Annotated in this window: 11 protein-coding genes, 1 tRNA gene and 5 pseudogenes; 12 read left to right on the forward strand and 5 right to left on the reverse strand. The window is 60.5% G+C overall.

What is annotated here, in order from left to right; genetic code table 11:
- The first annotated feature begins 210 nt into the window (after window positions 1-210).
- Entirely contained in the window at window positions 211-1,128 is a 918-nt protein-coding gene (mltG, locus tag ACREB7_RS18485; RefSeq protein ID WP_431593752.1) for an endolytic transglycosylase MltG, read from the forward strand.
- Window positions 1,129-1,154: 26 nt separating this feature from the next.
- Here mltG and ACREB7_RS18490 read toward each other — a convergent pair whose 3' ends face one another.
- On the reverse strand, window positions 1,155-1,373 hold the full coding sequence (locus ACREB7_RS18490; protein ID WP_431593742.1) for a hypothetical protein: 219 nt from the start codon (window positions 1,371-1,373) through the stop codon (window positions 1,155-1,157).
- 50 nt (window positions 1,374-1,423) lie between these two features.
- On the opposite strand from ACREB7_RS18490, the gene ACREB7_RS18495 reads away from it, so the two are divergent.
- From ACREB7_RS18495 to ACREB7_RS18510, 4 genes are all read left to right on the forward strand, one after another.
- Window positions 1,424-2,188: an alpha/beta fold hydrolase gene (locus tag ACREB7_RS18495; RefSeq protein ID WP_431593743.1), complete on the forward strand. Its 765-nt coding sequence runs from the start codon at window positions 1,424-1,426 to the stop codon at window positions 2,186-2,188.
- A 219-nt stretch (window positions 2,189-2,407) separates the two neighbouring features.
- The gene (locus ACREB7_RS18500; protein WP_431593744.1) at window positions 2,408-2,887 is read left to right on the forward strand and encodes a 2'-5' RNA ligase family protein; all 480 of its coding nucleotides are present in this window, start codon (window positions 2,408-2,410) and stop codon (window positions 2,885-2,887) included.
- 88 nt (window positions 2,888-2,975) lie between these two features.
- Window positions 2,976-3,052 (forward strand) — tRNA-Met (locus ACREB7_RS18505).
- 178 nt (window positions 3,053-3,230) lie between these two features.
- The gene (locus tag ACREB7_RS18510; protein WP_431593745.1) at window positions 3,231-3,386 is read left to right on the forward strand and encodes an Arm DNA-binding domain-containing protein; all 156 of its coding nucleotides are present in this window, start codon (window positions 3,231-3,233) and stop codon (window positions 3,384-3,386) included.
- On the opposite strand, the pseudogene ACREB7_RS18515 reads toward ACREB7_RS18510, so the two are convergent.
- Window positions 3,344-3,529 (reverse strand): annotated as a pseudogene (locus ACREB7_RS18515) (transposase); the annotation flags it as partial. The gene ACREB7_RS18510 and the pseudogene ACREB7_RS18515 sit on opposite strands and share 43 nt — an antisense overlap.
- 21 nt (window positions 3,530-3,550) lie before the next feature.
- Between ACREB7_RS18515 and ACREB7_RS18520 the strand changes: the two are divergent.
- From ACREB7_RS18520 to ACREB7_RS18535, 4 genes and pseudogenes are all read left to right on the forward strand, one after another.
- Window positions 3,551-4,144 (forward strand): annotated as a pseudogene (locus tag ACREB7_RS18520) (aldo/keto reductase); the annotation flags it as partial.
- A gap of 162 nt (window positions 4,145-4,306) precedes the next feature.
- Entirely contained in the window at window positions 4,307-4,993 is a 687-nt protein-coding gene (locus ACREB7_RS18525) for a TetR/AcrR family transcriptional regulator (protein ID WP_431593746.1), read from the forward strand.
- 282 nt (window positions 4,994-5,275) lie between these two features.
- A complete protein-coding gene (locus tag ACREB7_RS18530) occupies window positions 5,276-6,088 on the forward strand; it encodes an enoyl-CoA hydratase/isomerase family protein (RefSeq protein WP_431593747.1) in 813 nt (270 codons plus the stop codon).
- Entirely contained in the window at window positions 6,085-7,245 is a 1,161-nt protein-coding gene (locus ACREB7_RS18535) for an acyl-CoA dehydrogenase family protein (protein WP_431593748.1), read from the forward strand. Before ACREB7_RS18530 ends, ACREB7_RS18535 begins: the two co-directional genes overlap by 4 nt.
- A gap of 459 nt (window positions 7,246-7,704) precedes the next feature.
- Here the strand turns inward: ACREB7_RS18535 and ACREB7_RS18540 are convergent, their stop codons facing one another.
- Together ACREB7_RS18540 and ACREB7_RS18545 are read right to left on the reverse strand one after the other, a co-directional pair.
- Window positions 7,705-8,724 carry an IS110 family transposase gene (locus ACREB7_RS18540; RefSeq protein WP_431593749.1) on the reverse strand — a complete coding sequence of 340 codons (1,020 nt, stop codon included), beginning with the start codon at window positions 8,722-8,724 and terminating at the stop codon, window positions 7,705-7,707.
- Between the two features lie 85 nt (window positions 8,725-8,809).
- Window positions 8,810-9,651 (reverse strand): annotated as a pseudogene (locus ACREB7_RS18545) (transposase); the annotation flags it as partial.
- Between the two features lie 259 nt (window positions 9,652-9,910).
- Between ACREB7_RS18545 and ACREB7_RS18550 the strand changes: the two are divergent.
- The 3 genes and pseudogenes from ACREB7_RS18550 to ACREB7_RS18560 all read left to right on the forward strand — a co-directional run.
- Window positions 9,911-10,093, forward strand: a pseudogene (locus ACREB7_RS18550) (hypothetical protein); the annotation flags it as partial.
- A 21-nt stretch (window positions 10,094-10,114) separates the two neighbouring features.
- Window positions 10,115-10,368: pseudogene (locus tag ACREB7_RS18555) on the forward strand (IS3 family transposase); the annotation flags it as partial.
- Between the two features lie 288 nt (window positions 10,369-10,656).
- A complete protein-coding gene (locus ACREB7_RS18560) occupies window positions 10,657-12,303 on the forward strand; it encodes a flavin-containing monooxygenase (RefSeq protein ID WP_431593750.1) in 1,647 nt (548 codons plus the stop codon).
- Between the two features lie 192 nt (window positions 12,304-12,495).
- On the opposite strand, the gene ACREB7_RS18565 is transcribed toward ACREB7_RS18560, so the two are convergent.
- On the reverse strand, window positions 12,496-13,334 hold an 839-nt coding region (locus ACREB7_RS18565), incomplete at its 5' end, for a LysR substrate-binding domain-containing protein (RefSeq protein ID WP_431593751.1).

The following is a 13,334-nucleotide window of genomic DNA, read 5'->3' on the forward strand; positions in this document are numbered from 1 at the left end:
GCCCTGGATTGCTTCGCTTCGCTCGCAATGACGATGTGGAAAACCTCTTTCCTACATTATCTGGCCATGCTTTACCCATCGGCATGACCTGCCGGGCCGGTTGGCGTTAAGGCGACAAAGGAGACAGTTTCGGCGTTCATGGCCGTAACTTTTGTCTCCTTAAGACATCGAATTGGGGAGAATCGCGTGCATCCGTTCCGCTGGCTGACGATGGCGATGCTGGCCCTGCTCCTCGCCGCCTGTTCGGGCGGGGCGCCGCGCGATGCCGTCGTCGTGATCCCGCAGGGCGCCAGCATCGCCAAGGCGGGCGACATCGTCGAAAAGGCCGGTGCGGTGTCGGCGTCGAGTTTCCGCAACGAGGCGCGCTTCTTCGGCTCGTCCGACCCGATCAAGCCCGGCGAATATAAGATCGAGAAGGGGATGGACGCGGGCGACATCCTCGCGCTCTTCCAGTCGGGCAAGACGGTCCAGCGCCTCGTGATGATCCCGGAGGGCATGCCGTCGATCATGGTCTGGGACCGGCTGATGGCCGAAAAGCGGCTGACCGGCACCGTCCCGGTGCCCGCCGAGGGCAGCATCCTGCCCGACTCCTATGCCTTCACCACCGGCGAAAGCCGCGCTGCGGTGGTCAAGCGGATGCAGGCCGCGATGGACAGGGCCTTCGACGAATTGTGGAAAAAGCGCAGCCCGCGCAGCGCCGCGAAGGACCGCAACGAAGCGATCACGCTCGCCTCGATCGTCGAGAAGGAAACCGGCGTTGCGGCCGAACGCCGCACCGTGGCGGGGGTCTATACCAACCGGCTCGGCGTCGGCATGAGGCTGCAGGCCGATCCGACGATCATCTATCCGATCACCAAGGGCAAGCCGCTCGGTCGTCGCATCCTGCGCTCCGAAATCCAGGCGGTGAACGGCTATAACACCTACAGCATGGCGGGCCTGCCCCAGGGGCCGATCGCCAACCCCGGCAAGGCGTCGATCGCCGCAGTGCTCGACCCCGAGGCGAACGACTATCTCTTCTTCGTCGCGAAAGGCGACGGCGGGCATATTTTTGCGCGGACGTTGAGCGAGCATAATGCCAATGTGCAGAAGTGGTACGCGCTCCGCCGGGAGCGCGGGGAGATCGAATAGTGCGAGTATTGGGGAAATATCATTCCCTATGTTTCGCTATCGAAAAGCTTGCGTTCATCCTCGGGGTGCTGGCGCTTGCGTTCCAGGCTCATCTGATATTCCTCGCGATTTTCCTGTTTTCGGTACCGGCATTCCTCGTGACCTTCTTTTATCGATGTGCGGCTTGTGGAAAGCACGTCTATCGTTTCAATCAGGAAATGCGCGCTGATATCCCGCTGCGGGAAGGCTGGGACTATTTTGTTCATGGCCCCAATCATGTTTGCCCCCATACGCAGAACGACCGAGGGAAAACGCCATGACCACCGCCAAACTTTTCCTCCACGGCGTTCCCGACAGCCCCGCGATCTGGCGCCCGCTGCTCGCCGCGCTTGACCTTGGCGACACACCGGTGGCGGTGCCGGCCTTGCCCGGTTTCACCGCGCCGCTGCCGGCGGGCTTTCCCGCGACCAAGGAGGCCTATGCCGATTGGGCGGTGTGGGAGGCCGAGGCGCTGTTCGCGGCGCATGGTCCGATCGATATCGTTGGCCATGACTGGGGCGCTCTCATCGCGCAGCGGGTGGCGATGCTGCGGCCCGACCTGCTGCGCAGCTGGGCCGCGTCGAATGCGGTGATCGATCCCGATTATCGCGGCCACCGGCTGGCGCGGATCTGGAACACGCCGATCCTCGGCGAGCTGTACATGATGCTGAGCAACAAGCCCGCGAAACTCGCCGAGGGGCTGACAGCGGCGGGCATGCCCGCCGACATCGCCGAGGAAGAGGCCGCGCAATGGGCGTCGAAGGACAAGCGCCGCGCGATCCTGAAACTCTATCGTTCGGCGAAGGGGCTGAGCTTCGAGCATGACTGGGCGCGCGACATCGCCAGGCTGCCTGCGAATGGTCAGCTCGTCTGGGGCGAGGGCGATCCCTATGTCGCGCTGTCGGTGGCGCAGCGATTCGCGGCGAATACCGGGACGCCGCTGACGGTGATCGAAGGGGCGGGGCATTGGGCGATCGCCGAGCGTCCGGGGGAGGTGGCGGCGGCGCTTCAGGCCTTTTGGGCCGGGCTAAGTGCCGAGTAATATTATGTCATCGCTTTATACGATTATTGTGATGCATTTTATCGATTGGCGTTTTTCTGCGGCATTCACCAAATCGCCGTCCTACGAGACAGGGTGTCCCATGGATCACGGCCATCCCCCTCCCGCTTGCCGCGCCCATCCCTTCTCGTGATCGGCGACCCGGTCATCCCCCCTCCCGGCCGGGTTGCTGGCGCCGCGCCCATCATCGTAACCGCGACGATGGGTGCGGCCGACCAGCATGGCTTCGACACGCTCCGCGCCCGCCACTATCCCCCCGATCGCAACCAGCTGCGCGCGCATATCACGCTGTTCCACCAGCTGCCGCCATCGTGTCTCGGCGAACTCGACCGGCTGCTCAAGACGATCGTCGCCGATGCGCCGCCGCCGGCACTGGTCAGCGACATCTTCTCGCTCGGCGGCGGGGTCGCCTATCGCATCGACAGCCCCGAACTGCTCGCGATCCGTGCGCGCATCGCCGACTGGTTCGCTGGTTCGCTGTCGGCGCAGGATCAGGGCACCCCGCGCCTCCACATCACCATCCAGAACAAGGTCGAACCCGCCGAAGCCAAAGCGCTGCTCGCGCAGTTGCGGCAGGATTTCCGGCTGCGCCCGCTGGTCATCACCGGCCTCGCCGCGCATCATTATCGCGGCGGCCCTTGGGAAACCGCGCTCGAACGCAATTTTCGCGGGCGACGCTAAACGACGTCAGCGAGGATATTGACCGGGGGGCAGCGCCTATCTATAGGCGCTGCTCGCCCGCCCAATCTTGGACGCGGCGGCCTTTCGGGGCGGAGTAGCTCAGCTGGTTAGAGCACCGGAATCATAATCCGGGTGTCGGGGGTTCAAGTCCCTCCTCCGCTACCATCCTTTGATCCGGAAGCTTCCACAAGCGTCCGCATTTTTCCAAAAATCGAAAGAAAAGCAGAGGGTTGCGGGTGATTCGCGTCCGCATGCGCCCATGGTCTTCCACATGCAGCCAGATTTGGTGTGGGGGTATTTTGGGGGTATTTTCGCGGAGTGTCGGAAAGGAGCGATACCCCCAATGCCTCTCACGGAGACTCAGGCCCGAAATTCCAAGCCAAGTGATCGCGCCTACAAGCTGGCCGACGGGGAGGGCTTATTCCTGTTCGTCCAGCCGAACGGATCAAAGTTGTGGCGGATGCCGCTATCGACCTCGACCTTCTTCACCCACTCATGAAGCGTCTGCGGAACGCAGCCGATCTTCGCTGCGATCGATACGATGGCTGCCCACCGTGATGGATGATCGCCTTCGTGATCTAGGACCATCCGGACCGCACGTGCGCGAACCTCAGGTGCAAATTTGTTCGTTGTCTTACTCATCGTAGGCCCTTCCTCTCAGGAGTTAGGGCCGCCGAAGCGGGCAAGATCGGCGCCATCGGTCTTTCCGAAATGTCTGCGGAGACCATGCGCCGTGCCCATGCCGTCCACCCAATCGCCGCCATGCAGACGGAGTATTCCCTCTGGAGTCGCAACGCGGAGATAGCGGTCTTCGACGCCTGCGCGGAACTGGGGATAGGCTTCGTAGCTTTCTCTCCCCTAGGACGCGGACTGCTCGCGGGTGAGGTGTTCGGGCGCTTTGCCTCCGGTGATATTCGTGCAGAGATGCCGAGGTTCGTCGAACCAAATCTCAGCCGAAACCTGGCCTTATACGAAAAGCTGTCGAAGCTGGCCGTGTCGGTGGGATGTACGCCCGCACAGCTCTGCCTGCGCTGGCTATTGGCGCAGCGCGATTTCATCGTCCCAATCCCAGGCACCACGAGCAGAGCGCATCTGGACCAAAATCTCAGCGCCTTGTCGGTGGCTATGTCTCCGACGGTGCTCGAAGCTCTTGATCGTATTTTCCGTTTCGAGGCCGTTTCGGGTGCACGTTATGCCGCCTCTGCTCAGTCGCAGATAGACACCGAGACATTTCCGGGCGAGGCAATTCCAGGATAGCGGAAAACCGTTGCTGCAGGGCGTCGCCAGCTATCCGTGCGGTCAAATCGGAGCGCTTTGGATGTATGTGTTCAGATCCATCAGTGGAATTTGGTCTTGCTACACATCTGATCGGTAGGGCAATACGACTGGCCGTCGGCTGCGCGGTAATGCCGGTGAAGTATGATTGCTGGAACCATGATGGCGTCTCGCGAAAAGAAACAAAGGGCGGATCTGCCGACTAACGGTGATTCTGTGAGAAATGGCCGGGCGCGAAGGCGGCTGTCCCGCGAGGAATTGACCCCGGAAGCTAAGGAACGAATTTTTGCGGCAGCAGCGCAAGTCGTCGGCGTATATGGCTATATGAACGCCTCCATGAAGCGGATAACCCAGGCCGCTGGGATCGCCGAGGGCACGTTCTATCTCTATTTTTCATCTCGTCAGGCGCTGTTCGATGAATTGCTTCCCCATGTCGGCGCCCAAATGCTCCGCTTCGTCGGCGATCGCGTCAGGGGGACGGAGAATCTGTATGAGATGGAAGAGCGCGGTTTCAGGGCGTTTTTTGCGTTTCTGAAGAAGGAGCCCGGCTTTTTTCGCATTTTGAACGAAGCGGAGTCCGCCGCCCCTGACGCGCATCGCGCGCATTTCCGCATGTTAGGCGACAACTACCTGCGCGCATTGCGGCGTGGTGTTACTCGCGGCGAAATCCGGAATTTCGACGACGAGGAATTGGAAGCCGTCGCCTACATGCTGATGGCAGCGCGCAACTACCTTCACCTGCGATACGTCCGCGATAATCCGACCGCGAACGACATCCCGGAAAAGGTCGTGCAGACCTATATGAAAATCGTTCGAGACGGTCTGCGCTGAGGAACCGTACATCGCCGCGAAGACCCTGCTTATCTCGGCAGGAGGTAGCTCGGCCTGCTTCTAAAGACTCGAATCCCAATAGCTTTTTGGGTTTTGCTTGAAATTGCCTTGGTTCGAACAGGATGCCGAGGACACGCGCCGGCTTGGTTGTGGTTGTCCTCGGTTCTCGATGAGCAGATACTCACTGAATATTGACTCACCGAATGGCTTTGGCTAGACCAAGGGTTCCTGCCGGCGGCTGCGGGTGTCGCGGTCGAAAGGCTCTGGGAGAGGCGCGGGTGTATGAAACCTTATTCTGAATATCGAACCATTGCTTTTTCGCGGCGAGGTCGGGTTCTCGAAGTGACGTTGAACCGTCCTGATCAGCTCAACGCCATCGATGAGCTGATGCACACCGAGCTCGCCAGACTCTTTCCCGAGATTTCTGCTGACGCCGCTTGCGACGTCGTGATCCTGACGGGCGCGGGGAGAGCATTTTCGGCGGGTGGCGACATTCAGTGGATGCAGGCCATGGTCGATAATCCCGCGCAGTTCGAGCAGACAGCCCGTGAAGCAAAGCAGATCGTCTATGGCCTGCTCGATTGTGAGAAGCCCGTGATCGCAAAGGTCAACGGCTATGCTACCGGCCTCGGCGCAACGATCGCTCTGTTCTGCGACATGATCTTCGCGGCCGACCACGCGAAGATCGGAGATCCGCATGTCAGCGTCGGTTTCGTGGCCGGCGATGGAGGCGCGGTAATCTGGCCGCAGTTGATCGGCTATGCACGCGCAAAGGAATTTCTGCTCACTGGTGACCTGATCGATGCGCCGGAAGCGGCACGCATGGGTCTCGTCAATCGAGCGGTGCCAGCTGCCGACCTCGATGCGCAGGTCGCCCAATACGCCGAGCGCCTGGTGGCGGGAGCTACCAAGGCAATCCGGTGGACGAAGCTTTCCGTGAACATCGGCCTGCGCGAGCTTGCAAGCAAGATCCTTGATGCATCGCTCGCTTACGAAGCGTTGTCCAACGTCACGCCCGACCATCAGGAAGCGATCAACGCCTTTCGCGAGCGACGCGCTCCAGTCTTCGGTCATGCCATCGAGGCGCAACAATGAACTTTGATGAGAGCGAAATCATAGGGCATCTTCGCGCTACGCTCGAGCGCTTCGTCGAGAAGGAGATGCCGCGCAATCTTGTAGCGCAATGGGACAAGGCAAATCATTTTCCGCGCGATGTTTTCAAGAAGCTCGCTGATATTGGAATGATGGGACTGACCGTTCCGGAAGAGCATGGAGGCGCCGGTCGCGACATTCTCGCCACAATGATTGTGATCGAGGAGCTTTCACGGCGCAGTCTCGCAGTATCCGTGCCCTATATCATGGCCACCTGCTATGCGGGCATGAATCTCGATGAATGTGCAACCGAAGAGCAGAAGCGAGAGTTCCTTCCCCGCGTGGCCGATGGTTCGCTCATTTTCGCCTACGGATTGACCGAGCCCGATGCCGGAGCGGATCTGGCAAGCATCAAGACCAGGGCAGAACGGCACGGCGATGTCATCCGCATAAACGGCGCGAAGCGATTCTGCTCGGGCGCCGAGATTTCCGATTATATCTACACGCTGGTCCGAACCGGACCGGAGGAGGCCCGGCACAAGAATCTCTCCATCGTCCTCGTGCCTCCGACGGCTGCTGGAGTGACGATCGAAAGAATCGATTCGCTCGGGATGAAGGGCGCGGCAACCACCGATGTCACTTTTGAAGACGTGGAGGTTCCGCTGGCCAACCTGATCGGCGGTGAGGTAGGCTGGAATGCCGGATGGCGCATGCTGGTTGGCCCAGGGCTCGATGTCGAGAAGTTGGAGGTTGCGGCAATCGCCATCGGCGTGGCCCGGGCGGCGCTTGACGATGCCTGGAGTTACGCTTTCGAGCGGCGTCAATTCGGGAAGCTGATCGGGACCTACCAGTCGATCCAGCACAAGCTAGCTGAGATGAAAACGCAGCTGCACGCGGCACGGCTGACGGTGTACCAAGCTGCGTGGCTGGCCAACGAACATCGAGACTGCGGCGTGGAATCGTCAATGGCGAAGCTTTTTGCGACCGAAGTCTGCAAGTTTGTCGCCCTTGAGTGCCAGACAATCTTCGGCGCCTATGGCTATGTGAAGGAATTTGATGCTGAGCGCTATGTGAGGGATGCGCTCCTCCTGCCGATCATCGGTGGGTCATCCGCCATCCAGCGGAACAATATCTTCAAGCGCGCCAATACCTACGCCTGACTTGTATACGGGAGATATCGACGAGGAGGCTGGATCGCTTCGGCCTCCCTGCTCCCCGTCAGCGCCTATGGCACAGATTTGAGGTTGTGATTTAAGGAGGATTTGGGCTTCGTCGTAGTGACGAAGTGACGTGATGGCGTGGACGGCCCCTGTATCAGCGTAGCTGTGTCATGATGTGGTCGTTGTAGGTCCATGTGTGGACGACCCCTGCAGCGCAAGAGCTTTATGGAGCGATGAGCACCGGTCGGGTGCATCCATGTGTTCGGCCTGTTCGCGCAGCGCCGTATGGCTGCTGGCCCTGATGAAGTCCGCAGGTCGGCTCCCTAATCACGTCATCGCGCTCCAAGCGCTGTGACCCCCTGGGTTTTGCCGACCCCCGGTCTAACCGGTTCGTCATCACTACTCAGCTACTCTCACGCCATCCTGCCAACGAGCGTTACCCGCCAGCGCAGACGACGGTCACGCGGTTGCGGCCGCGTAGACTTCTTTGCGCGACATCACCGCCCAAGCAATGCGCGCCGTTTTGTTGGCGAGCGCGACCGTGGCGATCTTCGCAGGTTTGCGCTCCAGGAGCTGCGCCATCCAAGGCTGCCGATCAGCGTTTTTGCGCGTCATACGCATTACCGCCGTCGCGCCGACCACTAGCAGCCGCCGTAAGTAGCCATCGCCCTGCTTGGTGATCCCGCCCAATCGTTCCCTGCCGCCAGAGCTGTTGGCTCGAGGGGTGAGGCCGAGCCATGCTGCGAACTGACGCCCGGATCGGAACAGAGACGCATCTGGCACTGCCGCTGAGATCGCGGACGCCGTGATGGGACCGATGCCCGGGATCGTGGCGAGCCGGCGGCTCGTCTCGTCGGCGCGGTGCCATGCGAGTATCTGCGTCTCCAATCGGTCGATCTCGCCAGCAAGCGCCCTCAGTTGGGCTGCCAAGCCGTGCAGTGCTGACAGAGCATGAACAGGCAGCTCTTCCTGTTGCTCATGCAAAGCCTTGAGCATCGCGGTCACGCCGCCTGCGCCGACGCCGGTTACAATGCCGTACTCGGCGAGGTGCCCTCGCAAGGCATTGATGAGCATGGTCAGCTGTCGCACCATCAGATCGCGGCTCTTGTGGAGCATCAACACTGCCTGCTGTTCAACGGTCTTCACGGCGACGAACCGCATCGTTGGGCGGGTCACCGCCTCGCAGATCGCCTCTGCGTCTGCTGCGTCGGTCTTCCCACGCTTCACGTACGGCTTCACATAGGCAGGTGGCATCAGCCGCACCTCGTGCCCCAACGCGATTAGTTCCCGAGCCCAATGGTGCGCCGATGCACATGCCTCCATACCCACGAGGCAACTTGGAAGATCGGTGAAAAAGCCGACCACCTCTGCGCGCCGAAGCTTGCGCCGGACAAGAACGGCCCCGTCGCTGCCGATCGCGTGAACTTGGAAAACACTCTTCGCCAGATCCAAACCGACGTTAACAACCTCCTGCTTCATGTACCAACTCCTAGACGTGGACCTACAACGACCACATCATGACACAGCTACGCTGATACAGGGGCCGTCCACGCCATCACGTCAAGCCCCATCCGATGATCTTGAAGTAGGTAAAATCTGTCTGCCACATCTCGTTGGACCGCGTGGTTTTCGTGTGGAACGCCTCTGCTGCCTTGATCACGGTATAGGCCGGGCTGGTGATCAGGTCGTGGGCCTTGAGCAGCCGGTAAACCGTGGCTTCGGAGACAAAATAGCGCTTCTCGTCGGTGAAGCGCACCGCTAGCTCGCGGGGGCTGAGATCGGTCTTCTCCAACGCCATCTCGACGATCTGCTGCTGGATATCGTCTCCGATGCGGTTCCATACCCGGCTCGGCGTGGATGGCCGGTCTGCCAGTGCTTCCGGCCCGCCTTCGAGGTAACGGTCATACCAACGGTAGAAGGTTCGGCGTACCACGCCGAGCTGGTCCAGCGTGCGTTTGGCTGGCAGGTGCGACTGCTCGACGATCCGGATGATCTCGAGCTTCTCGGATGCGGGATATCTCATGCGTCGTCTCCCCCAAGCCCGGTCATGCTTTTTTTGAGCAGGCGGTTCTCCAGCGTCAGGTCGGCCACGCACTCTTTCAGATCGCGGGCCTCACGGCGCAGATCCTTCACCTCGTCCGTGGTCGCGGCACGGGCTGTGTCACCGGCGCGGCGACGCTTGCCTGCTTCCATGAACTCCTTGGACCAGGTGTAATACAGGCTCTGCGCAATCCCTTCGCGGCGGCACAGCTCGGCAATGGAGTCATCGCCGCGCAGACCATCAAGGACGATCCTGATCTTGTCCCCGGCTGAGAAGTGTCGGCGGGTCTTGCGGCGGATGTCCTTCACTACCTGTTCGGCAGGGGCCTTGGTCCGCGATTTTGCATTGGAGGATTTGGGCTTCATCTTCGTTCCTTCGTCACTACGACGAAGCCCAAATCCTCCTTAAATCACAACCTCAAATCTGTGCCATAGGCGCTGACGGGGAACAAGACGGCCGCCAGCAAACTCTACTGGGCAGGGCGACCTGCCATGCGGATTGTGCAGGCTTTGTATTGGCTGCGGGACACAATGCCAGGTGATGACGTTGCAGAGTGGCGGGATCGCCTGAGCAGTCTGCTGGCAGATCCAGTACACGGCGAAAAACTGTGTGCAGATCTGGCCGATGGCTTTGCCACGTTACCCGCCTGGATGCAGGACTCTGCGCGGCGTTCTGGCGGCAGTAGGCGGCGTGATCGCCACCGCAGACGCAGACCGGGCGCGCCGGATCGAAAGGCAGCTCTCCAACGATCTCTATGCGCCGGGCGACTGGACCATCCGCATCGACGACCGCGAGGAAGATTCGACCACGCACGAGGTCAGGCTCGAAGAACACGCGCTGGAGCAGACCGATCTCACCCCCCCGAGCTGGCCGTGCGCTTCACCGACGAGAAGCGCTACTTCGTGCCAGAAGCCACGGTTTACCGGCTGCTGAAGGCTCATGACCTCATCACCAGCCCGGCCTACACAGTGATCAAGGCCGCCGAGAAGTTCCACACCTAGGCCACGCGACCGAACGAGATGTGGCAGACCGACTTCACCTACTTCAAGATAATCGGAGGGGGCTGGGTCTACCTCTCGACGCGGAGTCGTGGCAGTGGCGGAGCGGCCCCATGGCGCCCGTCACGGAGACGTTGCCGTTCGTGAGCGGTACGACGGAAGGCCGGACTTGAGGCGATCGATATCCTTTCGATATTAACTTCTTCCCTTTCAATATTGGATCGATCCCGAAAAACCGCCTAGCCTCCTCGCGGAAATCGACCGACGAAGCGCAATAATGAAGGCGCAAAGAGCTTCATGTTGCGCCGGAAATTCGCCGGTCGAGAGCTTGATATGAATTACTCTAAGTTGGGCTGGACGAGGATGGGTGAAATGAAAGCGGAAAGCGGCGATAGCATCGATCTGGACGTCATTGTTGTAGGGGCCGGGTTCTCGGGCCTGTACATCCTTCACGAGTTCCTGAAGCGGGGGTACCGTGTCCATCTCTTTGACGACGGTGAGGGGCCGGGCGGAACCTGGGACAGGAACAATTATCCAGGTGCGCGGGTGGATTCGGAAGTCTGGGTCTACCAGTTCACGGACCCCGAGATCCGGCAGAACTTTACCTTCTCGGAGAAGTTTCCCAGCTGGCGCGAACTGAAGCCATACTTCAACTTCGTGGCCGATAAATGGGAACTGCGGCCCCATATGACCTTCGGCACGCGGCTCGAGGGCGCCTCTTTCGACAATGCCGAAAGCTTGTGGACCGCCCGGTTCAGCGACGGAACGGTACGTCGCGCCCGCCACCTCGTACTGGCGATGGGCTCGACCACGACCCCTATCTTTCCAAAAATTCCCGGGATCGAGACGTTCGCGGGCGAGTCGTACCACTGCGCCCGCTGGCCCAAGGGTGAGGTTTCGTTCGCCGGAAAGCGCGTGGCCGTCATCGGAACCGGCGCGTCCGGTGTGCAGACAATTCAGGAGGCGTCCAAGACGGCCGATCATCTTACGGTCTACCAGCGCACGCCTAACCTCGCCCTCCCGATGGGCCAGGAGACGTACAGCGAGCAGGAATACGCCAAGATGGGGCCGCTGATCGGCTCTGCGATGGAGTACAGCAAGAAGACGTTCGGCGGTTTTGCGTACGATCTGGATTCCCGTCCCTGGGCCGACCGCTCCCCTGCAGAAAAAGACGAGGCGTTGCGGCGGAACTGGGATCAGAAGGGTTTCCGCTATTGGCTCGGAGCACCCTCGGATATGTTCTTCGACGAAGAGTGCAATCGGGATCACTACTATTTCTGGCGCGACGAAGTCCGCAAGCGCATCAAGAAAGAATCCCTGATCGAACTGCTTGCGCCGACCGAGCCGCCGCACCCCTTCGGAGCCAAGCGGCCTTGCCTCGAGCAATGGTATTTCGACGCCTACAATCAGGAGAATGTGGACCTGATCGACGTCAATGCCGCGCCCATCGAATGCATCACTGAGAGTGGCATCGTGGCTGGCGGCGTAGCGCGCGAGTTTGACTGCATTGTCTATGCAACCGGCTTCGACAACTGCACCGGTGCGTTGGCAGCGCTCGACATCAAAGACGCCGCTGGGCGAACAATCAAGGATATCTGGGACGAGAAATATCTCACTTACCTGGGAAAAATGGTGCCCGGGTTCCCCAATCTCCTCTTTACCTATGCGTTGCAGAGCCCGTCGGCCTTCCTGAACGGGCCGACCGCCGCTGAGCTCGAAGGTGACTGGGTCGTAAATACCGTCGCCAAATTCGAAGAAACCGGAGTCCACCGGTACGAAGCGAATCTTGACGCGGCTCACCGTTGGGCGGAAAAATGCAACGAAGTCGCGAACATGAGCCTCATGCCCAAGGCCAAATCATGGTACATGGGTGCCAACGTTCCGGGCAAGCGTCCGGAAATCCAGCCCTTCATCGGCGGCCAACTTGCCTACAAGGCGGCGCTCGATGAGGAAATGGATGCGGGTTACCCCGGCATGACGCTCGCGACGTCGTCGGTGTCGAACGTGGTGGCCGCCTAGGAGCGGGCAACCGAAGGCAATGTTCCCTGTCTGAAGCGCTCATGATTGGGCATCGGGAACGGTCGTCGGCGACCTTGGGCTGGCGCCTGGTTCATCCCCGTCTGTACAGCCTGTGCGCCCCGATTGGACTGTCATCTGGTCGGGGATGCCGACGAAGGAGCGCCGTCGTCGGAGAACGCCAAGCCTGGTCGCTCAGGTAAGCCTCGAATCGCAGGGCGCCTGACGAAGCGCAAATTCCAAAAATTTCTCGGTCACGCGACTGCGTTGGTCCCTCGGAAGGGCGAGGGCCAGCCCTATCCGGTTGCTGTGTTCCGAACCCTTGATCTGGAGAAATTTGATATCGGTCGCCGAATAATGACGGGTCACCCCGGCGACGAGCGCGACCCCGATGCCGCTTTGCACAAGCGATATCATGGTCTGCGCCTGGATCGCTTCCTGCACCACGTTCGGCTGAAAGCCCGCCTCGTGGCACATGAGCATAATAATAGCTCTCATGTTCGGAACGGCCGACTCGGGATGGGTGATGAGCGGCGCGTCCCGCAGTTCGCTGATGTCTATGCTCGACCGATCGTCATACGGACCGGGCGACTTCACCACCGCCACAAAGCTATCGTGCTCGAGGATGTGCAGTTCTGCGTCCAGGTCTCCAATCACGGGAGTGCGGACGAGTGCTGCGTCAATTTGGCGGTCCGACAGCTTCTGCAACAAGGCAGTGGTGTAAGACTCCTCCAGTGAGAGATCGATGTTTGGGTATTCCAGACGGAATCCGCTGAGCAGCTTGGGCAGGAGGCTGTAGGTCGCGGAGCCCACGAAGCCGATCCGCAGCCGGCCCGTCGAACCGAGAAGGCTTTCCCGGACCGCCGCCTTGACCTGCTCGATGTGAAAGAGAGCCTGGGCCGCGTGAGGCAAGGCGGCCGCTCCTGCCGCTGTCAGAGCGACCTTGCTACGGTCCCGCGAGAACAGGCGGACGCCAAACTCAGCCTCCAATTTGGCCAGCGAGACCGACAAGGGCGGTTGGGTCATATTGAGTC

The organism is Sphingopyxis sp. (genome assembly GCF_050725615.1).
In the GTDB taxonomy this organism is placed as follows: Bacteria; Pseudomonadota; Alphaproteobacteria; order Sphingomonadales; family Sphingomonadaceae; genus Sphingopyxis.

Bases quoted from the DNA above. Each gene is read 5' to 3' on its own strand.
- ACREB7_RS18495 (WP_431593743.1), top strand. From the start codon at position 1,424: ATGACCACCGCCAAACTTTTCCTCCACGGCGTTCCCGACAGCCCCGCG.
- ACREB7_RS18490 (WP_431593742.1), bottom strand. From the start codon at position 1,373: ATGAACAAAATAGTCCCAGCCTTCCCGCAGCGGGATATCAGCGCGCAT.
- ACREB7_RS18535 (WP_431593748.1), top strand. From the start codon at position 6,085: ATGAACTTTGATGAGAGCGAAATCATAGGGCATCTTCGCGCTACGCTC.
- ACREB7_RS18560 (WP_431593750.1), top strand. From the start codon at position 10,657: ATGAAAGCGGAAAGCGGCGATAGCATCGATCTGGACGTCATTGTTGTA.
- ACREB7_RS18530 (WP_431593747.1), top strand. From the start codon at position 5,276: ATGAAACCTTATTCTGAATATCGAACCATTGCTTTTTCGCGGCGAGGT.
- ACREB7_RS18540 (WP_431593749.1), bottom strand. From the start codon at position 8,724: ATGAAGCAGGAGGTTGTTAACGTCGGTTTGGATCTGGCGAAGAGTGTT.
- ACREB7_RS18510 (WP_431593745.1), top strand. From the start codon at position 3,231: ATGCCTCTCACGGAGACTCAGGCCCGAAATTCCAAGCCAAGTGATCGC.
- mltG (WP_431593752.1), top strand. From the start codon at position 211: ATGGCGATGCTGGCCCTGCTCCTCGCCGCCTGTTCGGGCGGGGCGCCG.
- ACREB7_RS18525 (WP_431593746.1), top strand. From the start codon at position 4,307: ATGATTGCTGGAACCATGATGGCGTCTCGCGAAAAGAAACAAAGGGCG.
- ACREB7_RS18500 (WP_431593744.1), top strand. From the start codon at position 2,408: ATGGGTGCGGCCGACCAGCATGGCTTCGACACGCTCCGCGCCCGCCAC.